The sequence below is a fragment of the Psychrobacter nivimaris genome (assembly GCF_009812035.1).
Taxonomy (GTDB): domain Bacteria; phylum Pseudomonadota; class Gammaproteobacteria; order Pseudomonadales; family Moraxellaceae; genus Psychrobacter; species Psychrobacter nivimaris.
On sequence record NZ_VZIZ01000023.1, the window covers coordinates 20,521 to 43,028 of the forward strand.

A 22,508-nucleotide genomic window follows, 5' to 3' on the forward strand; every position below is an offset into this window, starting at 1 on the left:
TGCGAAGATAATATCTTTTGCAGTAAATTAGGTTGGTCATTATATAGATAATATCGCTTGTGTCAACATCTTTTTTAATTAAAACAAATTATTTTTTGAATTAATTATTAAAATGTTTAACGCAGTATATTGCGTTATTACTCTAATAACAACTGAATAAATGGCGGTGAAGGAGGGATTCGAACCCTCGATACGCTTACACGTATGGTTCCTTAGCAGGGAACTGGTTTCAGCCACTCACCCACTTCACCTAACGATTCAAGACATTTATAAAAAATCTATAAACATAGTATTGATGCTAACAATACGTCTCATGTCGTGGGCGAGTATTATAACAAAGCCAAAACGAATTGCAAGCGTTGTCTACAGATTTAATGCGGCTTTTATCAAAATTATAGATATAAGTACTTATATTGCATTTTTATAAGGAAAATTGCGACATATCATTGCTAAATATAACGACCAAACTGCTTACTAATATTAGGTCTACTCACTCTACCGTCTTATACCTCATCCATAAGCATAAGCATAAGCATAAGCATAAGCATAAGCATAAGCATAAGCATAAGCATAAGCATAAGACTATGATAGATTTTTTAGTAGTAGGTGGCTATAGTATTTGTCACTTACTTTAAAATATCTCAAAAGGAGCTGTTATGCGACCTGTCGTACTGTGTTTTTCAGGATTGGACCCTTCAGGCGGTGCTGGATTACAAGCGGATATCGAGGCCATTGGACAGTCAGGGGCACATGCAGCCATCGCTTGTACGGCGGTCACTATCCAAAGCTCGCAACAGGTGTTTGGCTTTGAGGCTTGTGCGGCATCGTTGGTAAAAGCCCAAGCTACTGCGGTGCTTGATGACTTGCCTGTTAGTGCTATCAAATCAGGTATGCTCGGCACCATTGATAATATCGCAATGTTGACCAAACTATTTGCTGATCAAGTTATCGATAATGATACGCCATTTGTCTTAGACCCTGTACTAGTCGCAAATAGCGGTGGTAGCTTAGGCGATGAAAAAACTCTGGTTAGCGCCTTTAGACAATTGCTGCCCTACGCCACTTTAATCACTCCAAACACTCATGAGCTACGTGCGCTAAGCGGAGAGCAAGATTTGCATGTCGGTGCACAAAAGCTATGTGCTCAAGGCGCTCATGCTGTACTGGTAAAAACTTCACATGATTTTGATAGCGGTGACATCGAGCAGTACTTATATATACAGGGTGAAATGGTTCATAAAAGCACCTTACCGCGCTTAAACGGTGAGTTCCATGGCTCAGGATGTTCACTCGCCAGCTTCATCGCTGGACGCTTGGCAATGGGTGATGCTCTCATCGACGCGGTAAAAGCGGCCGATAGTTGGATTACCCAGACATTGCGGGCAGCTGATGCACCGCATCCTGACGATACTCAGGCTCAACTCATACCAAATCGCTTTGTTCGTTTTTAGCATACCTAACAAGCTATAGCTTACCCAAGTAGCAGACGCAAAAAAGGCGCTCTATAAAAATATAGAGCGCCTTTTTTATGACAGTTTTTAAATTTAATTAGACTTAACCCAAGGTTGGCAACACACTCGCAGCCAAGCCACCGATGAATATCTCCAGCAAATAAAATGCTAAGAAAGCGACCATGGGCGATAAATCGAGCATACCTAAATTCGGCGTGATACGACGAAACGGGGCTAAAATAGGCTCAGCCAAATTAATGATAATGCCAATAATCGGATGCTCAGATCTGGTGAACACCACAATCCAGCTAACGATGATAGAACCAATCACTAGATAGCGACACATGCGTAAAAAGTCTAATAATAAGCTAGTCGTACCCGTAAAGAATAGCGGTACAGGGGCAATACCTTTATGCGTTAATGCGGCCTTTCCAGAGATATCGATTAGACGAATCAAAAACATCAACACGATAGCGGCAATGCTAATACGACCCTGTGCGACAGTCGGGAAAATGCGCCCAAATACATCGACGATATGCGTTGCTTTATAAGCAGGTGCAATCATCGGATTGCTCGCATCCATTCCTGCAAACTGCAACATAAAACGAATAAACACCAGCATCATAGCGAATGTGGTGACCAAATCAAAAATTTGAAATAACATGTTGTTCATGAAGTGCTACTCAATGTGACATTATTAACAGATTCTAGGATGACAAATGTCATTATCAGATGCTGATGATTACATAAGGTGTGTCGTCAGTGGTGACTCACAACACACCTTGTCAGTGTTTACTTGCTCATTTCTTCACTTAACGCTTGGCTACGATCATAGCAAGCTTGCATGGCCTCGCCGATTTGACGACCAATCTCATTGGCTTGCATTGACTCAACCGCTGCTTGAGTAGTACCGTTCGGTGAAGTGACTTTACGGCGTAACTCAGCTGGTGCATCATCACTATTCATCGCCATTTTTGCAGCACCTAACATGGTCTGCATAGCAAGCGCTGAGGCTTGTTCTTTATCTAGTCCTAATGCAACTGCCCCATCGACCATCGATTCAATGAAGTAAAACATATACGCTGGCGCTGAACCTGATACGGCTGTAACGGCATGCATATGCTCTTCGTCATCGACCCACATGACCAAACCTGATGCTTCCATAACGGCTGTTGCTAGCTGCTTCTGTTCCGCTGAGATATTGTCTGTACCGTAGAGGCCAGTCGCGCCCATCTGAATCATAGAAGGCGTGTTTGGCATTGCACGGACGATATTGCTATAGCCGCCCAACATGTTTGATAAAAGATCAGTCGACAAGCCTGCCGCCACTGAAATGACCAGTTGAGTGTCTAGTACGTCAGCAAAAGCACTTACCACTACTTTCATCATTTGTGGTTTGACTGCTAGCACCACGATATCTGCACCGATCACAGCAGACTTTGGATCAGCCATTGGATCAACAGTATTTAGTCCTTTGGCGGCTAATTGCTCACGTGCATCGCTGCTAGGATCGGCGACCGTGATGAGATTTGGTTTGATGCCGCAACCCACAAGCCCGCTAATGAGCGCTTGTGCCATGTTTCCGCCACCAATAAAACTGATTTTTTTATTATCTAATACCGACATACTTGTCTCCTAGTCACAAAATTCAAAAGGTATTCAACTTAACATACTGATATGTAAAACGACACTCAGTTTATCATACTGCCACTATCGCCGTTTGATAAATTCAAAATGTCGCGCCTGACATCAACCTGATAAAAATCAACGAGTCAGCCAACAGATATTAAACTTTTAACGCTTTCTATTTTAGACTAAGCTCACTTTTGATGTACTCAGCTAATTGATTGCTTTTGGCATCGCTATCTGTCTGCTCAGAACTCAAAAGCCAACTCTCAAATGGTGATGCTAGTAATAGAGGAATATCAGTTTCTATTTCGCTTCCATCTTCAGATTTTTTTATAAGGGTGATGCTGACTACCATTAAGCTTTCTCGTAGCCATAATGGAATCCCAAGCGTTTGATACAGTTTTTTTCCTGCTTGTGGCCGCGCAGCCATCTCGGTCTTTAACCGTTGCTTACGGTCTAACGGTGCTACTTTTAACACTATCTGTTGTGCTACACCGTCCACACTATTTTCTAACAATCGTACCAGCGCATATGGCTTTACTTGTAACTGCCAAGTATAACTATCACTACTACGTACGATGAATGATGTTAAATTATTAGCTGAATGACTAGATGAGTTACTAGATAAAGTCAGTACCTGCTCGGTCAGCGGTACGTTTAGCCAAGACAGCCAATCGCTGCTCATACGATAGAGCTGTTGACGATAGCGCCGAATGGTATAAGATGCCTTACGACCTTGCCAAAACAGTTCTGTTTGATGATCTTGGTTATCACGTTGGCTTAGAGTTAACACATCATCGACGAGTTGCTTAGCAGGTGGTAACGGCTCATCTTGACCGAGCCAATAGTGCAATAATTGACGTTGACGATACATGGGTAGCTTTTGCAACGTATCGATATTTAGCACGCGCTGTGCAGGTAAAAGTTGCAGGTCTGTATTTTCTGTCTGCTGCATATCCTGCATAGCTTGAGCATTGACTGTTTCCTGTGCATCACTTAACAGCTGCGCACTACGAGCAATATTATCGATGACATTGTGATTGTATGTAGCCAGTATTGGCATGATGTCGCGGCGTAGCCCACTACGTACGTTATCGCCGCTGTCATTCGTAGGATCATCTATATAAGGCAACTCTAAGCGCTTGGCGTAGGCGCTAATATTGGCTCGTCGTATCGTGAGCCAAGGTCGCCACAGGATATTGCACTGTACGCCCTGCGTTTGCACTCGCCATGGCTGCATACCAGAGAGACCATTGACTCCAGCACCTTGGATTAGTCGCATCAACACCGTTTCAGCTTGGTCATCAGCGTGATGTGCTAATAGTAATACATCGTCCTGATTGATATGAGCACGCATAATATTATAACGCGCTTGCCGTGCCGCCTGCTCATCATGTCCATTAACTTGTGCCTGTAAAATGCAACAAGGTATCTGCTGCGCTTGCGCCCAATTGGCAACATGCTTAGCCCAGTACTGACTATCCGATTGCAACCCATGATCGACATGTAACAGCTGCGGCAAACATGGCAATTTACCTTGTTGATAGAGCTGCACACACAGCGCCGCAAGTGCCAATGAATCACGTCCACCACTACATGCCAGCCAAAGACGACGACCATGCAACTGATCACTATACTCAGACATACTGCTCAATAGTGCGGTTGCTAGTGTCTCATCAACTGGCAAATCAGCGATTGATTTAATAGGATGTGAGATGATTGCGCTGCTGGTCATAGTCAGCCTTATTTTTCGTTATTTTAGATGCTTCATATAATAACAGCCATAAAAAAACGCACCATTAAATGACACGTTTTTATTTTAGCATTAAGACTCAGACTCTAATATGAAAAGCCTATTATTAATAATAGCGACTTAACAATAAAGGCATTATAACAACCAATTAAGCAGGCAGCATCACTTCTGAATTGAAAGACTTTAGCTTTTCATAACGTAGCTCACAACGCTCTTGAGGATCTAAATTTTTGATTTCATCAAGCTGCTCATTAATCAGTGCTTTTAAGGCGTTCATCACAGGTTGTGGCTGCACATGTGCGCCCTCGCCTTCTTCAATGACAGCGTCAATCAAACCCATTTGATAAAGGTTAATGGCGTTCAATTTTAGCGCTTCACTAGCGTCTTGCGCTTTTTCAGCAGTCTTCCATAGGATAGAAGCACAGCCTTCTGGCGAGATCACTGAGTAAATACTGTTTTGTAGCATATTTACTTTATCACCAACACCAATTGCCAATGCGCCGCCTGAACCGCCTTCACCAATGATAGTCACAATTACAGGCACTTTAAGGCTAGAAAATACAGCAATGCTTTCTGCAATCGCTTGCGCTTGTCCGCGCTCTTCTGCACCAATACCAGGATAAGCACCTTGGGTATCTACAAAGGTCATCACAGGAATATTGAAACGCTCAGCCATTTTGACCAAACGAATCACTTTGCGATAGCCTTCAGGGTTGGCCATACCAAAGTTATGAGCAATACGCTCACGGGTGCTACGACCACGATGCTGACCGATTACCATCACAGGCTGACCGTCAAAACGCGCAAGACCACCAAGTATGGCTTTGTCATCGGCAAAAGCACGGTCGCCATGCAACTCATCAAATTCGGTAAACAGCTGATTAACATAGTCCATAAATAATGGACGCTTGGCGTGTCGTGCAAGCTGCACACTATCCCAGACAGTGCTCATAGACGCTTCCCTTTAATAATTATACTTAATGTATTTATGTTTAAGAATAATATCGTTATCCGTGTTCAGATAATGAAAGTACAGTTGTAAACTCAATAGGAGCTATAGTAGCACATCTTAAATAGCATGACATTATCGACAACGCCGCTTTTGTTACGTTAATCTTTAACTCAATACTTACAATGGTAACTGCTCAACCTCTGGAGTCTCGGCCTCTTGGGCTTCAATCACACTAAGCTGTACGCCCCACTTAGCAAACTGGTCAATCTCAGTACGCAAATCTGCGAGCAAGAAAGCATAATGTTCACTGCTATCCGCCAAGGTAATTTGCCAACTGTTTTCAGCGATTACCCTTAGTTCTAGCTCTGGTAGCGCATAATCACTGCGGCTATGATGCGCCAGTACGGCGAGGCGCAACAGTAAGCAAAGGTAAACCAGCTGATCACCACCAATCTGACAAGTCTGCTCTAACATATCGGCTTTGAGCTTGCGGCGATGGTTAAGCATCAGCTGCGCCATGCGTTTTTGATCGACCTGCGAAAACCCTGGAATATCAGAGTATTCAACCAAATAAGCACTGTGTCTATGATAGCTGCTATGACTAATCGCCAGACCTATTTCGTGCAAAAATGCCGCCCGTCTGAGCAAGTCACCGTCATCATTACTGAGGGTAAGTTTATCTTTTACTTGCTCAAACAAATTGCGACTGGTTTTGACCACTTGTTTGGCTTGTTTTTTGTCGCCTGAATACCGCTTAATCAGTGCCAATACACTACGGTCACGTACATCTTCGCTAGCAAAGCGTCCGAGCATGTCATACATGACGCCTTCACGTAACGCGCCATCCGAGTAAGCAATGGTATCAATACCCAATACTTTCATCACAGCACACAGCACGGCGACACCTGCTGGGAAGATCGCTTTGCGGTGCTCTTTCACCCCTTCTAAATCGATATCGTTAACGTTGCCAATTTTCAGCAGTAATCGCTCAAGCTTTTTGACGCCTGCATAAGTGATGCGTTCTTGTTCATCTGCCCAACCTTTTGACACAAGGACGTTGCGTACCGCTTTAATCGTCCCACTTGAGCCAACCACACTACTCCAGCCGGTTTTTTGATAGCGACCATTAATCGCTAAGACTTCTTTACGTGCACCTGAAATCGCACTATTAAAAGCTTCTTTAGTAATCAGGCCGTCAGCGAAGAATTTTTGGGTAAAAGAAACACAGCCCATTTGTAAGCTTTCAGTCAGTAATGGATCGAAATTTTGACCAATAATAAACTCTGTCGAACCGCCGCCAATATCCATAACCAAGCGTTTATCACTACTCTCGTTGGTATGCGAGACGCCCAAATAAATTAATCGCGCCTCTTCGCGGCCCGCGATAATCTCAATAGGTTTTGGCAGGATTTTATTAGCACGGGAAATAAAGTCGTTGGCGTTTTTGGCTTGACGCAACGCATTGGTCGCCACCACACGTATACGCTCTGGCGGTACTGAATCCAAGCGCGCCACAAAGCGGCTTAAACAATCAAGACCGCGCTGTTCAGCAGCTGCGCTTAGAATATTATTTTCGTCCAGACCAGCGGCGAGCTGTACCTTTTCAGACATCGAGACTACTTTTCGCACTTCCCCATGGTCAAGACGAGCAATAGCTAAATGGAAACTGTTGGAACCAATATCGATGGCTGCCATCATTTCATCATCGCCAATTGGCGGATTCGTAAGGTAGTCAATAGGCATAGGACAAGTCGTCACCGTGTTAGAGAGAGTGGATAGTTTACCAAAATCACGTGCTATATAGTTATAAAATCACATGTATAGAAAAAAGTAGTAACCACAAAAATCAGGGCAATTTTGTCATTAAAGCATTTATGCCAAACACTCGCAAGCAATGCAAAGTTGTAGCAGGGATATCGACGACCACCTTATAAACTGACAGGTATCGGCTCAGCATCTAGCGCTTGTGTTACGCATATCGGTTTGCTACATTGAAAGCTATCAATATCATGATAAAAAACCGTTATTTACAGAATTTTTATCCGTACAATTTACTTCAAAAGCCACCAACTAATCGGTTAAAAACCATCTGCAATTAATAGTTATCAACCTCACCAGCAAGGAAGCTAGTCACATGAATCAGACCATCACAAAAGACGCGACCCAAAATACTGAGACCCCTATCAGTAACTCTAAAAAAGACATGGTAAAAACTGAAAATTCGCCCAAACAGGCATTTTATGATTTTTACTTAGATGAGCATCAAAACATAGCTTGTCGCCGCCTACATTTTGCAGGTAGTAGCTTTGGCTTATTAGGACTGGCAAAGTCTGTCAAAACTGGCTCAGCCAAACCTTTGGTAAAGGGCATCGCTGCTGGATATGCCTGTGCATGGGTTGGACACTTTTTCTTTGAAAAGAACAAACCTGCCTCGTTTAAATTTCCACTAAAAAGTTTTGCTAGTGATTTTCGTATGTATAACGATGTCCTGCGTGGCAATTTGAGCTTGAGAGATCGCAAGTTTGATAAAGCACGATAAAGTGTAGTCGCCATATAAATTAAACGACACACTTTATATTCTTCCCAATACGATTATAAATAAGATATCGATAAACAAAAAAAACCAGCAGAGATCACAGGACGATCTTGCTGGTTTTTTAAGCTTTAACTTTTTAGTTAGATAATAACTTACATGGCTAAACTATGCCTTCGCCATTTCTGCAAATATCTCATCAGCCGCTTTGATTGATGCATCAATATCTTCGTCGCTATGTTTGATAGACATAAAGCCTGCTTCATAAGCTGACGGTGCCAAGTAAATACCGCGATCTAGCATACCGTGGAAGAAAGTATTGAATACGTCCATATCGCACTCTGTCACGTCATCGAAATTCTTTGGTGTTTCAGTTGCGCTGTCTTTAACAAAGAACATGCCAAACATGCCGCCCAATTTATTGGTACGCAGATGAATACCATGTTTGTCAGCCGCCGTTTGAAAACCATCAACGAGCTTATCTACTTTCGCTGCCAATTCATCATAAAAACCCTCTGCCGTTAAGTCTTCAAACATGGCGATACCAGCACGCATTGCCAGTGGGTTACCTGATAACGTACCCGCTTGATAGACACCGCCAAGTGGCGCGATGCAAGACATGATGTCTGTTTTACCACCGAAGGCACCAACTGGCAAGCCTGCACCAATGATTTTACCAAAGCAAGTCAAGTCAGGGTCGATGCCGAAATGCGCTTGTGCGCCACCAAGTCCGACACGAAAGCCCGTCATCACTTCATCAAAGATAAGTACCGCACCATTCGCTGTACACTCTGCACGCAAAGTATCATGGAACTCTTGGGTCGGAATGACCATATTCATGTTGCCAGCAATCGGCTCCAAGATAACGCAGGCAATCTCTTCACCCCATTTTTCAAAGCAATCCTTAATCGCTTGCGGATTATTATAAGGAATCGTAATAGTATGCTTAGCAAAATCCGCTGGTACGCCTTTTGACGTTGGTTCACCAATATCAAGCATGCCCGAACCTGCTTTTACTAGCAGACTGTCTGAATGACCATGGTAGCAGCCTTCAAATTTGACAATTTTGTCACGTTGGGTATAACCACGCGCCAGACGAATGGCACTCATGGTCGCTTCTGTGCCTGAGCTGGTCATACGAATCATCTCAACGCTTGGGACGATTTCGCAAATCTTGTCAGCAACAGTGGTTTCGAACGGCGTTGGTGTACCAAAGCTCAAACCATCATCGGCCGCTTTTTTTACCGCATCGATGACTTTTGGGTGCGCATGACCCAAAATCATTGGGCCCCACGAGCCAACATAATCGATATAGGCATTGTCTTCGGTATCATAAATTTTGCTGCCATTGGCACGATGCATGAAGATTGGCGTACCACCGACCCCTGCAAAGGCGCGAACTGGCGAGTTAACACCACCTGGAATATGTTTACGTGCTTGTGCAAAGAGCTGTTCGTTTTTAGTACTCATAATTATTCTCTACTTATAGCGACATTTATAACAACAATGTTTTGTGATTGAGCGTCTGCTTTATATTTGTTTATTATCGAATCTTTCAAGAAGTTTTTACAATTTAAGCTTTTTTGACCACAGAAGACTTAAGCTTCATTGGGCCATAGCCATCAAGTTTGCAGTCGATATCATGACCGTCAGTAGCATCTGGCAACAGGCGAATGCTTTTTGCTTTTGTCCCTACTTTAATCACAATTGAAGAGCCTTTGACTTTTAGGTCTTTAATGACCGTCACCGCATCGCCGTCCTGTAGCTCATTGCCAACGGCATCACGTATGACTGCGTCTTGGTCTTCAGCTTGTGCTGCATCAGTCTCAGCCGCCGTCCATTCATGAGCACACATAGGACATACCAGTAACGCACCATCTTCGTACGTATATTCAGCATCACATTTAGGGCAATTTGGTAAGCTCATTATTTCCTCGGCAGCCATCGTACATTAGGTTAATTGTAGAGCTGATATTGTACCGTAACTCACCATCTTTAACCAATTTGTACGCTTGAAAATCAAACGCTATGCCCAATTTAACACTTAACTCATCGCTTATTGATGACGTTTTTTATGACAGGGTTTTTTGTGGTACTCTTCTTAGCCTCATTTAGATTTATGTGCACAAATACTGTCAATGATAAAAGCGCCCATATAATTTTTATCACTTCGATTTACCCTCTATATTATTAATAAAAGCTCTCACCAGAAGGATAATAACAATGACTCAGTCTTCCAATCTAGCAGCTGTACCGCAGTTTTCGCAGTTAACTATCCAAGGCGAGGACGCCGAAAAATTCTTGCAAGGGCAATTAACTTGTGACGTTACCAAGCTCGGGCTTAGCTATCAGGCTGCCGCTATCGGTAACCTAAAAGGTCGTATTGAGTTCGGTATCTGGATCAAAAAACAAGCAGATAAATATTATGATGTGGTAATAAGTAGCGACTGTGCTGAGTCTTTGCAGGCGCATCTTAATAAGTACGGAGCGTTTTCTAAATTTGAAACCAGTGCACCAGCAGCGATTTATCCTTGTGTGCTAGCAGATGAGCCAACTTTTAGTCACAAAGACGACCATAATACTGCTGAGGATACACAGGCTTGGATGGCATGCAGCCTAGCTACTGGTAATTATTGGATTGTGGCCGCGACTCAAGGTGAGTTTCAACCGCAAGAGCTGCGTCTACATCAACGCGGCGGCATGGACTATGATAAAGGCTGCTACTTAGGTCAGGAAGTCATCGCTCGCATCTACTTTAAATCTGCACCCAAAGCATTTTTGCACTATGTACAAGGCACCGGTGAGATACCAACTGCAGGTGACAAGATTGATAAAATCCAAGTGGTCAATGCGATGAAAAATGACGATGGCTTTACCGCTTTGGTCGTGGCACGTCCTGAACAATTGGCAGAAAGCGATTTGAGCATACTGGACTTGCCAGCTGCCCTACAAGTAGATGTCGCACGCCCAAAATAAAAGCACATCGAATCATGCAAGCGACACAGCAAAGGTGACGGTCGTTCAATAAAGAGTTACCGTCATGACTAACATGAGCATAGAGAATCCTATGACACATATTGCGGTACTCGGAGCAGGCGTGGTGGGCGTGACCACCGCATGGTATCTACGTCAGGCAGGCTATGATGTGACCGTGATTGAGCGCGAGTCAGCGGCAGGTATGCAGACGTCATTTGCCAACGGCGGTCAAATATCGGTCTCACATGCCACGCCTTGGGCCAACCCTGCGACCCCGATGAAAGCGCTCAAGTGGCTGTTTAAGGAAGATGCTCCGCTACTGTATCGCTTGCGTGCGGATAAAGCGCAGCTCAAATGGGCCATGCAGTTTTTGCAAGAGTGCCGCGCCGATAGAGCCGATGCCAATCTAGTACAAATGGTGCGCTTAGGTCTATATTCAAGAGATACCTTACAGCAGCTGCGTGCGGATATTGGCATCAACTATGAACAGCAAACACGCGGTATCATGCATTTTTATACCAATCAGGCAGAGTTTGATGCGGCTATCGAACCCACTGAACGCATGCAAGCCCTCGGTTGTGAGCGCCATGTGATTGATATCAATAATGCTGTCAACTTAGAACCTGCGCTTTACCCAATTGCGCATAAGCTCACTGGAGCAACCTATACCAGTCGTGATGAGTCTGGCAATGCCCATCTATTTACTCAACGGTTAGCGCAGCGCTGCATCGATGCTGGCGTACAGTTTTTATATGATACTGAAATTTTGGCACTAAATACCGATACAGACTCTTCGCGCCCGCACGTGCACAGTGTCACCATTCGCCCAGCAGGTGAAAATGCCCAAACCTTTACGGCTGATAGTCATGTGGTCGCGCTTGGCAGCTATAGCGTTCCTCTCTTAAAACCACTAGATATTCATGTGCCTATTTTTCCAGCAAAGGGATATTCGGCTACGTATACGGTGAATCCGCGCGCACCCCACTTAGCACCTTTTGTCAGTTTGATTGATGATGAATTTAAGCTGGTCACCTCACGACTGGGTGACAAATTGCGAGTCGCTGGTACCGCTGAATTTAATGGCTATAACCTAGATTTAAATGCCACGCGCTGTGAAGCCATCACTCGGCGTGTGCAGCAGTTATTCCCGAAAGGTATCATCGCAAACTCGGTACAATATTGGACAGGACTGCGCCCGATGACCCCATCGAACGTGCCCCTTATTGGTCGCGCACACTGTGGTCAAGTCAAACATGGTAGTCATAATGCTTCAGCGACTTTTGACAATTTATGGCTCAATACAGGACATGGTACATTAGGGTGGACACACTCTTGCGGCTCTGCAAAAGCCCTTAGTTTGCTAATCCAAGGCGAAACCCCTAGCGTTGATTTTGACTTTATTGGTATAAATGCTTAATCGGATAAGCGATAGATTAAAATTTTGTGCAAAAAAGAAGGCGCTTACCTATAGTAAGCGCCTTCTTTTTATTTTAGGACAATTCTTAAGTGATTACGCTATTCATCAAGGTTTATGATGCGGTAGCCAATGCGTCATCTGTTGCTGATTCAAGCGCTTCCAGTTGTACCGGTACACCATTAACTGCCGCATTGCCACTTAATTGGTCAATTAGGGTTTCATCAGTCAAATCATTAACACTGACACCTGCGTGCGCTTGCGCGATCTTTTGCTTAACCCCTTTGCGGCCGTGACCAAAGCCATGCGGGATGCTGACCACTCCTGGCATCAGCTCATCCGTCACTTCTGCTGCAATGACCACACTACTCACTCGAGAAGTTACTCTGACATCTTGGCCGTCTGCAATGCCATGTTGCGCTGCCGTTTGCGGATGCAACATCAATGTACAGCGAGATTTACCTTTTACCAATCGATGGCTATTGTGCAACCATGAATTGTTACTACGTACATGACGACGACCGATTAGCACAATCTCATTACTGTTGTACTGTTGCACCATCTCTTTAACACGTGCCAAATCTGACTGATAAAAATCGACATGAAGATGAATTTGTTTATCGGCGTGTTTGATTGCCTCTGGCAACATACGATGCAACGGACCCAAATCGATACCATGCGGATTTTCGACTAATGCTTCAAATGTCACCTCTTTATGAGGTCCATACTTTAGGCCTTGCTCTAACAAGAACTTAGGACCAAAGGCTTTTGTCGCGGCACGTTCCTTTTGCGTTGCTTCTGGTGCATCTTTGTCTAAGCGCTCTGCTAATCCTAAATAAATCTCCCAGTCATGCTTGGTATCGTCAGTTTTATCAAACAAAGCAGGCGAATATTTGGCGACATTGTGCACGGCAAAGCCGTTAAAAGTAATGTCATAATGGTCGCGCTCTAATGGCGATACAGGCGGCAGAATAATATTGGCATGGCGACTGGTCTCAGTCACGAAATAATCAAGCGAAACCATAAATTCTAACTGAGATAATGCTTCATCCAACTTTTCACCATTTGGCGTACTCAGAACAGGGTTGCCAGCGACCGTAACGAATCCTTTTAACTGGCCTTCCCCTTCTACCAACATCTCATCTGCCATCGCAACCACTGGATACTCACCATTAAAATCTGGCAAGTTGCTGACGCGGCTATGACGTTTACCTAAATAGCCTGGGCCTGAGCTGTTCACAACATCGACGGCAGGATTCGGGAACATGAGTCCGCCAACCTCATCTAAACGACCCGTGACGATATTGATGACCATAGATAGATATTGGCTTAGCAAACCAAACTCTTGCACCGAGATGCCCATACGGCCATAACAAACTGAGCTTTCCGCTTCACAAAACTCTTTGACGATACGTTTGATCTCGGCTGCGGTAATACCCGTGATATCTGCCACTGACTCAGGTGTGTATTGTTCAGCAAACAAAGCAAGTCGATCTATTTCTGGTGCCAAGGCAGCCACTCTAGTATCGAGCTTTGCGTAGCCTTGCGTATAAATTTCATTTAGCATAGCTAATAACAGCAATACGTCCGTCGCTGGACGAATAAAGTGGTGCTCACTAGCGATATCGGCAGTTTCGGTACGTCTTGGATCAACCACTACTACCTTTCCATCGCGTGCTTTAATATCTTTTAGCTTTTGACGCATATTGGGCGCAGTCATGATACTGCCGTTAGAAGCCAGCGGATTGCCACCGATTATAAGCATGTATTGCGTGTTATTGACATCAGGAACTGGAATGCGCAGCATGTGACCAAACAGATGCATGCTAATAATATGATGTGGCAGCTGGTCGATAGAAGTGGCAGAAAAACGACTGCGTGTCTTTAAGCTGGTAAGCAGTTGTTTGATGGTCAACATACCGCCCATGTTATGTACGTTAGGATTACCCAAATAAACACCCAACGCATTTTGACCATACTTTTGCTGTATGGATTGAATACCTGCAGCAACTTTATCCAACGCTTCTGGCCAACTAATAGATTTCCAACCGTCAGCCGTTCTTTCTACCGGCTGACGCAAACGGTCAGGATCTTCATGCAAATCTTGCAAAGCAGTGGCTTTCGGACAAATATAGCCTTGCGAAAAGGGATCGTTTTTATCCCCTTTAATCGACAAGACTTTTTCGCCATCATGTTTTATTTCGACACCGCACATCGCCTCGCACAATGTACAAGTTCTAAAATGCGTTTGCGCTTCGCCTAACGTTGGTGCAGCCGTGGTTGTGGCCATAGTCACTCTCCCTATTGTGTTTTTTGTTCTAGATTTCATGACAATAATTTTTGCTTATTATCACTACTGACTAGTATTGCTTCCGTGCAAAAAATTGGCGAACAGTGCGTCAAAACTGATACTCAACGTGGCAATCGCTTGTTGTCTTGAGTAACGCTGCTGATGACAGCCCAATATCAACTCATGTACCTGTGCCGCCGCCATATCGACGCATAGATTGACAGCACTACGCTCGCAAGTACGATTGGATAATTGCAATCCTTGAATAAATATCTCTGTCCATTCTGCTTGTATGTCGGTGACTAGATTGCCCAGTCCATTGTTCAATGATGACTGGTTTTCTATATTGGCACTAAACCGTGGACGATCCTCAAGCAAGTGCTGAAACAATGCGATATTCTCAAATGCAGCGTCAAAAATCATCATCAGGCATTGTCGACATTGCTGATTAAACTGACCTTTACTCAACACATCATAATCTTTGAGCATATTGACCCATGCCAGTCGCATGGGTGACAGATAATTGTCTTTTAGTTGGGCGCTCAGCACGTTTTGTAGCGCCTCTAAACTCTCAAAATGATTGTAAAAACTGGGCTGGGCGATACCTGCACCTTTGGCAATTTTATTCATGCTCATGCCCTGAGCGCCCTCCAAGCTATACAACCGCAAGGCACTTTTTAATAACGCACGTCGAGTCTTGGCTTTTGCCAGCTCACGTTTAGATTCTACTGGGACTGTCAAATCTTGCGCTAGTACATTCAATACAGAGGTATTCCTATTCGATAGATAATTATATCGACACACCAGTAATTTACCTTAGGTGCTATTGTGCCAAAAAAATGTGATGATAATGGTCAATTGCCGACAGCGAATATCTTAGCTATAAGGTTATAGTCATTTAAACCATATGTCTATAGCCAAACCCATAGTAGAACTCATGCTTCACAAAACAACTATTTCTAGGCCACTATCATGACATCACCTGTATTCTCCCCTTTAGTGCTGCCTTGTGGCGCTACATTACCCAACCGCTTAGCGAAAGCTGCCATGGAAGAAAACATGGCTGATGTCGGTCAAGTCCCTGGCCCTACACTGCTCCGTCTATATAAGAATTGGGCAGAAGGCGGGACAGGTCTGTTAATCACGGGAAACGTGATGGTGGATGGTCGTGCTATGACAGGGCCTGGTGGTGTCGTATTAGACAAACACAGTGAGATAGCGCCTTTTAGAGCGTGGGCAAATACTGCCAAGCACAACAATACGCAGGTTTGGATGCAGCTCAACCATCCTGGCCGTCAAGTATATGCTGCCATGGGTGGCGATGTGCTATCACCTTCTGACGTGGCAATTGACTTGGGCAAGCACTCTCATCTATTTGGCAAACCTCGTGCGATGACGCAGCAAGATATCGAGCAACTGATACAGCGGTTCGCCGATAGTGCACTAAAAGCAGAACAGTCTGGCTTCGATGGTGTACAAATTCATGCCGCTCACGGCTATCTAATTTCTCAATTTTTATCACCGCTTACCAATAAACGTAAAGATAAATACGGTGGTTCGGTTGAGAATCGTATGCGACTATTGATCGAAGTAATCAAAGCCGTTCGTGCTCAAGTTGCGCCTACCTTCGCAGTCGCTGTTAAGATAAACTCGGCCGATTTCCAGCGCGGAGGATTTGATGCAGATGATGCTAAAGTGGTTATTTCAGCGATGAATGAATTGGCGGTAGATTTAGTTGAGCTATCAGGCGGCAGCTATGAAAGCCCAGCCATGCAAGGCAGCACAGCAGATGGTCGCACGTTGCAACGAGAAGCTTACTTTTTAGACTTTGCAAAGGAGATTGCTCAAATTGCTACCATGCCTATTATGACGACAGGTGGCGTTAGACGATTGGCTGTCGCAGAAGATGTACTGGCGCAAGGGATTGACGTGGTTGGTATGGGAACCGCATTAGCCATGAACCCTGCTCTACCGAATGACTGGAAAAGTGATAGTACGCTTAGTGCTCACAATCCTGTGGTACGCTGGAAAGATAAAACCTTGGTGGTGTATCAAAACCTTAAGTGCGGTTGCTACAATGGCCGTCATCAAGCGACAATTACAACGCATGGGACAAGGGAAATCGCCCAAACCAACTGCCTCGCCAGTTTTCTCATTGATTGCTGATCGTATACGAATAAAAAACTCACCAAACGCTATCATCAGTATTTGAATAAATATTCGACGAGATATAGTCTAATCCAAATAAAACCGATACAATCCTATTAACAATTGCATTTAATGAAATAAACGATGACTTATTCAATAGACTATCGCAAACAGGTACTTTCTAGCATAGCTGATGGTATGACCATAAGAGAAGCTGCGCTATTTTATGGACTTAGCACCAGCACCATTCACAGCTGGCAGAAGAAATTAGCGCCTAAAACAACCAGAAATAAAGCACCGACTAAAATACCTGATGACGCATTGATTGAAGACGTAAAAAGATACCCAGATGATTATAACTATGAAAGAGCTCGTCGCTTGAACTGTAGTAAAACGGGCATCTTTAATGCTTTAAAGCGTCTTGGTATCAGTCAAAAAAAAGACCTTGGAACATCCAAAAGCGTGTCCGATAAAAAGAGCGATATTCCAGAGTAGGCTTGATTGCTTTACTCAGCAAGGCTATCCCATTGTCTATATGGATGAAAGCGGCTTTGAGGCTGAAACCATTCGTTCTCATGGCTATGCACCGATTGGTAAACCCTGTATCGATAGCTACAACTGGCAAGCTTCGAGACGTACTAATGTCATCGGAGCTCTCTATGAAAAAATGCTATTTGCGCTTGATTACTTTGAACACAATATTAACAGCAGCATATTCTACCACTGGTGCAAATACACGCTAATCCCAAGTCTTAAAACTAAATGCGTGATTGTCATGGATAATGCTCGATTTCATAAGAGTAAGCGTATTCAAAAGCTACTTAATAGACATGGTCATCGTATTTTATGGCTGCCGCCGTACAGCCCTGATCTAAACCCTATCGAGAAAAAATGGGCACAGGCTAAGTTTCTACGCCAAGGATGGATGGAGAATAATCTACCTAAACTGTTTCATGATATGGGCTGTATCGATTTTATAAAGACTTAACTATAGTTTTTAATCAATTTTAAAGACAATAAAAAAGCAGCTACTCTATTTTTGAGTATCTGCTTTTTATCTACATAAGTATTTTTGAATAAATAATATTTTTTTTAATATTCATATAAAAAACAAGTTCATAGAAAAAATTATTATCACGCACAATAGACGCAATTTACGTGGCACTACTACAGCAGCCCTGTATATAACACTTAGTAAACGCTCACTATAATTAAGTAACACTATAAACATAGCATATACAGACAGCTGAATTGAAAAGTCCTATATTTGATCTCACAAGATATTTGGAACCAATCATTTATCCTTGTGCAATACAATTAGAATAAAAATTAAATAGTAGTATCAGTAATCAATATCGTGAAATAAGAATCAAAATAGTGATCAAAAAATAAATCAAACACCATAAGTTCAATAAAAGGAATAATACAATGAACGAACATACTCTAAAAGGCGAATGGAACCAAATGAAAGGCTCAGTTAAACAAAAATGGGCTGAGCTAACAGATGATGACCTTACCCATATCGAAGGTAGCCGTGACAAGCTAGTAGGTCGCGTGCAAGAGCGTTACGGTCATGCCAAAGAAGATGCAGAGCGTGAAGTAGATGATTGGCGTGTAGAAAACAAATATTAATATACTCGTTGCATGTTTATTCGCTGCATAGTTACTGTACTGAATAAACTGAAAAACCGCATAGAAATATATGCGTTTTTTTTATGGCAGATTTATACTGTACAGATAAGCTGTTGGAGAAATAAATTACCATTCTCCAGACACGATAAAACCGCATAGCAATCAATTGTTATGCGGTTTTATTGTTAACTATCCATGTTACCTATCACAACTGCTTTTCATGCATCCTTGCACAAATATTCAGTATATTGTAATACTGGGCATCCTGCCCTTTTTACTACACTACAGCTTCAGTATTACTTGCTGCTATCAGCAAAGGGTATGTGTCCTTACTTCAATCGCTATTGTCATCCTGACGCCAGTTATCGAATCATTATCCTTAATGCGGTCAACTCAATCCTTGAGTCACATTCCCTAATGCCGTGTGACTATAATGCCTAACTCTCACTCTTATGTTAAGTCGCGTAAACGTCATTGCGTGTAAGCATATGCTTACAACAATCTATTTTACTTGCCACAATTATTACAACTTATTAACGCAAATGACACCTAGCGCAAAGCTTTGTGCTCTATTATAGATAATGTAAGGAAATATTTCGAAAAATAAATCACTAGAAATACTTATTAACTACGATCTAATTTAATTCGCCAGAATACTTTTAAAATCTTATAGTTATAGCAGATATAGATATTTCCAACATATATCGCCTACTTAATATCATCATAGGATATTGCCTCATGAAAACGATAAAACCCTTCTCTATTAAAGCCACTGTATCTACTGGTCTTGTCGTTGCATTATTGGGTACGACAGTGGGTTGTGCAGTTGTAGGTCCAGGATATGACAATCAGCCTGTCTATCGTGGTGATAATAATAGCCAAAACAATAATTTTAATCGCGTAAGTCAACAGCTTCGACAAGATTTGCGCCGCAAAGGCTATCAAGTTATAGACATCAGAACTGATAGTTACCGTGGCGATCGCGCAATGACAGCTTTTGCCAAAAAGAATAATCAGCTCTATGAGCTAACATATACTTATCCTTCTCTAAGACTCATCAGCTCAAATAAAAGATCATGGTCGAACAATTGGGAAGATAACAAGTATCAAAAAGACAATGACCGCTATAAAAAAGATAAGCATAAAGATAATGGTAAATATAAGAACGACAAGCGCTATAAAAAAGGTGATATAGAGGACAGCATTAAAAGAGAGTCACGTTACCCAGCGATCAAGCGCCGTGCCATCAATAAAGTAAGATCTATGGGTTACCGTGTCGAAGATATCGATCTAGAAGAAAAAAACAAGCGTGGAGTCTTTGACATTGAGGCCAGACGCGGCTCGCAGGAGTATGAGATATTGCTTAGCTATCCAAATTTAGACGTTATTAACGTTAAAAAAGACTGATGACGCTGACACTACTGTCAGTAGAGCAGTTCTACACGCCCCTTTACTGAAATATTAGAAAACTATCTTTAGCCAACGATAATAGATTATGAGGACATTTTTATGAAAGCTTTATCATCTTCAACACTAAAGAATGTAATATCTGGCAGTATTGTCGCCACTTTATTAGCGGTAACTACCGGCTGTGTCACCACACCTGGCGGCTATAACGTATATGACGATATCTACGGAGACGTCTACAAAGATAACAAAGAGCATAAAAAGCACAAAAACAAGCATAAAAAAGCGGATAAAAACGTCTACTCAGCTGCTATCGAGCGTCGAGCCGCCAACAAAGTTAGCAGCATGGGATACCGTGTCAAAGATGTTAAATATAAAAAGGGCGACCGTAAAATCAAGGTCAAAGCTGAGCGTGGTCGCGACGATTATAAAATCGAACTGGGCTATCCAAGCTACAATGTCATTAAGATTAAAAAGGATTAACCGATTATTAGGATCTGATATTCACTGTTAATACTCAGTTGAAATATCAAAAAATTTATAACCAAATAAGTCATCAAGTGGCTTATTTGGTTTTTTTGTGAGAATTCTTACACTCAATAAGCTAATATTTTTCTATATAAAACTAAAAATCCAAGACTTTTATCACATCATACGCTGGTGTTTCATACGGGTGCGCCTCTTTTAACGCGATGACAGCAGCAGTAATAAACGCGTCATCGATGACCATCTCTACTCGCCATTCATTGACCGTTTCTAAACTATCTTGCTTACCGATATGCGGTGCGCTACCTGCTAACGGCATAAACTGTCCTGTTCCTTGCACTTGCCAACAACACTGCTCGTAATCGCCAATACTCCCAGCACCAGCTGCAAATAAAGCGGACTTTACTTGCTCTAATGCCTCATCAGGAATGAAAACCGTCAATTTATACATGAACTTACCTCACAAAATAGGTTTAAATCTCAATCTATTAGTTCTTAGATAAGGAAGGATGATCGGTCCATATATAGCGTAGCAACCAGTCTTTGGCATCACCGGCATAATCAATACCGATACGCGGACGTAATGACACGGGCGGCTGGCAACCATCATCTTCAACCCAAACGCCTGAGTCTGGCGTGATAGGCTTGCCATATAAGTCGCGAGTTATCTGCAAACGCTTGGTCAGCTTACCCGGCCCTGCAAACTGCTTGGGGTGAGTCAGCTGCTTATTTCGGCTGAGTTGTTGCTCATCAATCAGACGGTCGCTATCATCCGTCAAAAACCCAGCGCGTATCAGCACCGACTCAGGCGACTCTACAGAGCCGCTAATCAAATTTAGCATATGATGCACACCGTATGTCAGATAGACATAGAACACACCGCCTTGCTCATACATAATCTCTGTGCGTGCCGTTCGAGTGCCTGCATGTGAGTGGCAAGCGGGATCATCTTGACCAATATAGGCCTCAGTCTCAGAGATACGCATACGTAGCGTTTTTTGCTGTCCATCACTATCGGTTAGCTGTCGACATAAGACTTTACCAATCAGGTCAGCAGCGACCACACAGGTCGGACGAGTGAACCAGTCAGGATCCAAAACGGTTGATGAGGCAGTAGACATTAGCGAAACCTTTTCTTATTTTTATGGTCTAATTGATATGAATAAGTACCAACAAATTAGCATAAAAGTAAGATAAGGTATCGGGGACAGTGTTGGCGCTATGTTTGATTTTTTATACGAGCTAGACTACAAGCCTGTACCTAAAGAGTGATACTGGTTGATAAATGGATAGGAATTGCAGTCTGTTATAAGTGGTTCCATTATGGCAGTCTGTTTTAAGTGGTCTATCAATACGTTTGAAGAGTGAAATAGCTGGTTTCCTTGGGGTATACCTTTTGAGAGAAAATAATTTATTTGTAAAAATTTATACTTGATACCCATTTATTATAGCTCGATCATTTAATAGGCTATAGACTTTTTCAAATAGCTCATCAGCTTTCTCATGACCATCATGATAGTCATGCCAAAAATTTCCATGGAACTCGATTGGTTGTAATCGATAATAGCCCTTAAAACCACTATTCAATTCATACCACTCCCAGTTTTGAGGTATTTGAGAGTCAATCACATCAAAGAGCGCTAAGCTGAAAACACAAGGTGTTCCATCATCATTTCTTCGGATAGTAATTAAAGGTTGTTTTTCATCTGGTCTTATACTAATAGAAATAACGATATAGTTCTTTCCCAGCGTTAAAGAGCTATTATTATCATCCAACTTTGAACCGCCCCGGGATTGTCGGAGACTCAACATTCTGAGAGAATACGACAATGAAAAA

The 22,508-nt window shown here is 42.9% G+C and carries 22 protein-coding genes and 1 tRNA gene; 10 read left to right on the forward strand and 13 right to left on the reverse strand.

Going from position 1 to position 22,508, the window contains the following annotated elements; all coding sequences use genetic code 11:
• Positions 1-161 precede the first annotated feature (161 nt).
• Positions 162-251 (reverse strand) — tRNA-Ser (locus FQV37_RS10105).
• A gap of 405 nt (positions 252-656) precedes the next feature.
• On the opposite strand from FQV37_RS10105, the gene FQV37_RS10110 reads away from it, so the two are divergent.
• Complete coding sequence (locus FQV37_RS10110) at positions 657-1,451, forward strand: hydroxymethylpyrimidine/phosphomethylpyrimidine kinase (RefSeq protein WP_160022779.1); 795 nt, start codon at positions 657-659, stop codon at positions 1,449-1,451.
• 103 nt (positions 1,452-1,554) lie between these two features.
• Here FQV37_RS10110 and FQV37_RS10115 read toward each other — a convergent pair whose 3' ends face one another.
• The 5 genes from FQV37_RS10115 to ppx all read right to left on the reverse strand — a co-directional run bounded on the left by FQV37_RS10115 (position 1,555) and on the right by ppx (position 7,528).
• On the reverse strand, positions 1,555-2,115 hold the full coding sequence (locus FQV37_RS10115; protein WP_224737825.1) for a YggT family protein: 561 nt from the start codon (positions 2,113-2,115) through the stop codon (positions 1,555-1,557).
• Between the two features lie 128 nt (positions 2,116-2,243).
• Complete coding sequence (gene proC, locus FQV37_RS10120; RefSeq protein WP_102093237.1) at positions 2,244-3,077, reverse strand: pyrroline-5-carboxylate reductase; 834 nt, start codon at positions 3,075-3,077, stop codon at positions 2,244-2,246.
• Between the two features lie 178 nt (positions 3,078-3,255).
• Positions 3,256-4,815, reverse strand: coding sequence for a tRNA lysidine(34) synthetase TilS (gene tilS, locus FQV37_RS10125; RefSeq protein WP_160022781.1), 1,560 nt, complete (start codon positions 4,813-4,815; stop codon positions 3,256-3,258).
• A 166-nt stretch (positions 4,816-4,981) separates the two neighbouring features.
• Positions 4,982-5,785, reverse strand: a complete 804-nt coding sequence (locus tag FQV37_RS10130; RefSeq protein WP_101205149.1) for an acetyl-CoA carboxylase carboxyltransferase subunit alpha — start codon at positions 5,783-5,785, stop codon at positions 4,982-4,984.
• Between the two features lie 177 nt (positions 5,786-5,962).
• Positions 5,963-7,528 (reverse strand): exopolyphosphatase, encoded by a 1,566-nt coding sequence (ppx, locus tag FQV37_RS10135; RefSeq protein WP_160022783.1) that lies wholly within the window; start codon positions 7,526-7,528, stop codon positions 5,963-5,965.
• Positions 7,529-7,988: 460 nt separating this feature from the next.
• Here ppx and FQV37_RS10140 point away from each other — a divergent pair, with 460 nt between their 5' ends.
• Positions 7,989-8,324, forward strand: a complete 336-nt coding sequence (locus tag FQV37_RS10140; protein WP_240991010.1) for an Mpo1-like protein — start codon at positions 7,989-7,991, stop codon at positions 8,322-8,324.
• A 162-nt stretch (positions 8,325-8,486) separates the two neighbouring features.
• Here the strand turns inward: FQV37_RS10140 and hemL are convergent, their stop codons facing one another.
• Both hemL and FQV37_RS10150 read right to left on the reverse strand, forming a co-directional pair.
• Entirely contained in the window at positions 8,487-9,788 is a 1,302-nt protein-coding gene (hemL, locus tag FQV37_RS10145) for a glutamate-1-semialdehyde 2,1-aminomutase (protein ID WP_160022787.1), read from the reverse strand.
• 103 nt (positions 9,789-9,891) lie between these two features.
• Entirely contained in the window at positions 9,892-10,245 is a 354-nt protein-coding gene (locus FQV37_RS10150; RefSeq protein ID WP_057758016.1) for a zinc ribbon domain-containing protein YjdM, read from the reverse strand.
• 296 nt (positions 10,246-10,541) lie between these two features.
• Here FQV37_RS10150 and ygfZ point away from each other — a divergent pair, with 296 nt between their 5' ends.
• Positions 10,542-11,294, forward strand: coding sequence for a CAF17-like 4Fe-4S cluster assembly/insertion protein YgfZ (gene ygfZ / locus FQV37_RS10155; protein WP_160022789.1), 753 nt, complete (start codon positions 10,542-10,544; stop codon positions 11,292-11,294).
• A 64-nt stretch (positions 11,295-11,358) separates the two neighbouring features.
• Complete coding sequence (locus FQV37_RS10160) at positions 11,359-12,711, forward strand: D-amino acid dehydrogenase (RefSeq protein ID WP_240991007.1); 1,353 nt, start codon at positions 11,359-11,361, stop codon at positions 12,709-12,711.
• A 112-nt stretch (positions 12,712-12,823) separates the two neighbouring features.
• Here FQV37_RS10160 and FQV37_RS10165 read toward each other — a convergent pair whose 3' ends face one another.
• Complete coding sequence (locus FQV37_RS10165; RefSeq protein ID WP_160022791.1) at positions 12,824-14,998, reverse strand: molybdopterin oxidoreductase family protein; 2,175 nt, start codon at positions 14,996-14,998, stop codon at positions 12,824-12,826.
• 63 nt (positions 14,999-15,061) lie between these two features.
• Positions 15,062-15,760: a TetR/AcrR family transcriptional regulator gene (locus FQV37_RS10170; protein WP_160022793.1), complete on the reverse strand. Its 699-nt coding sequence runs from the start codon at positions 15,758-15,760 to the stop codon at positions 15,062-15,064.
• Positions 15,761-15,970: 210 nt separating this feature from the next.
• Between FQV37_RS10170 and FQV37_RS10175 the strand changes: the two genes are divergently transcribed.
• From FQV37_RS10175 to FQV37_RS10195, 6 genes are all read left to right on the forward strand, one after another.
• A complete protein-coding gene (locus FQV37_RS10175) occupies positions 15,971-17,164 on the forward strand; it encodes an NADH:flavin oxidoreductase/NADH oxidase family protein (RefSeq protein WP_240991008.1) in 1,194 nt (397 codons plus the stop codon).
• A 126-nt stretch (positions 17,165-17,290) separates the two neighbouring features.
• Entirely contained in the window at positions 17,291-17,641 is a 351-nt protein-coding gene (locus FQV37_RS14250) for an IS630 transposase-related protein (RefSeq protein ID WP_240991009.1), read from the forward strand.
• A complete protein-coding gene (locus FQV37_RS14255) occupies positions 17,592-18,134 on the forward strand; it encodes an IS630 family transposase (RefSeq protein ID WP_420877006.1) in 543 nt (180 codons plus the stop codon). Before FQV37_RS14250 ends, FQV37_RS14255 begins: the two co-directional genes overlap by 50 nt.
• A 440-nt stretch (positions 18,135-18,574) precedes the next feature.
• On the forward strand, positions 18,575-18,778 hold the full coding sequence (locus FQV37_RS10185; RefSeq protein ID WP_057758006.1) for a CsbD family protein: 204 nt from the start codon (positions 18,575-18,577) through the stop codon (positions 18,776-18,778).
• A gap of 738 nt (positions 18,779-19,516) precedes the next feature.
• Complete coding sequence (locus FQV37_RS10190; RefSeq protein ID WP_160022795.1) at positions 19,517-20,185, forward strand: hypothetical protein; 669 nt, start codon at positions 19,517-19,519, stop codon at positions 20,183-20,185.
• Positions 20,186-20,287: 102 nt separating this feature from the next.
• Complete coding sequence (locus FQV37_RS10195; RefSeq protein WP_160022797.1) at positions 20,288-20,668, forward strand: hypothetical protein; 381 nt, start codon at positions 20,288-20,290, stop codon at positions 20,666-20,668.
• A gap of 142 nt (positions 20,669-20,810) precedes the next feature.
• On the opposite strand, the gene FQV37_RS10200 is transcribed toward FQV37_RS10195, so the two are convergent.
• The 3 genes from FQV37_RS10200 to FQV37_RS10210 all read right to left on the reverse strand — a co-directional run.
• The gene (locus FQV37_RS10200) at positions 20,811-21,122 is read right to left on the reverse strand and encodes a YqfO family protein (protein ID WP_160022799.1); all 312 of its coding nucleotides are present in this window, start codon (positions 21,120-21,122) and stop codon (positions 20,811-20,813) included.
• A 37-nt stretch (positions 21,123-21,159) separates the two neighbouring features.
• Positions 21,160-21,792, reverse strand: coding sequence for a DNA-3-methyladenine glycosylase (locus tag FQV37_RS10205; RefSeq protein WP_160022801.1), 633 nt, complete (start codon positions 21,790-21,792; stop codon positions 21,160-21,162).
• A gap of 304 nt (positions 21,793-22,096) precedes the next feature.
• A partial coding sequence (locus tag FQV37_RS10210; RefSeq protein WP_205962082.1) for a hypothetical protein occupies positions 22,097-22,508 on the reverse strand: 412 nt, incomplete at its 5' end.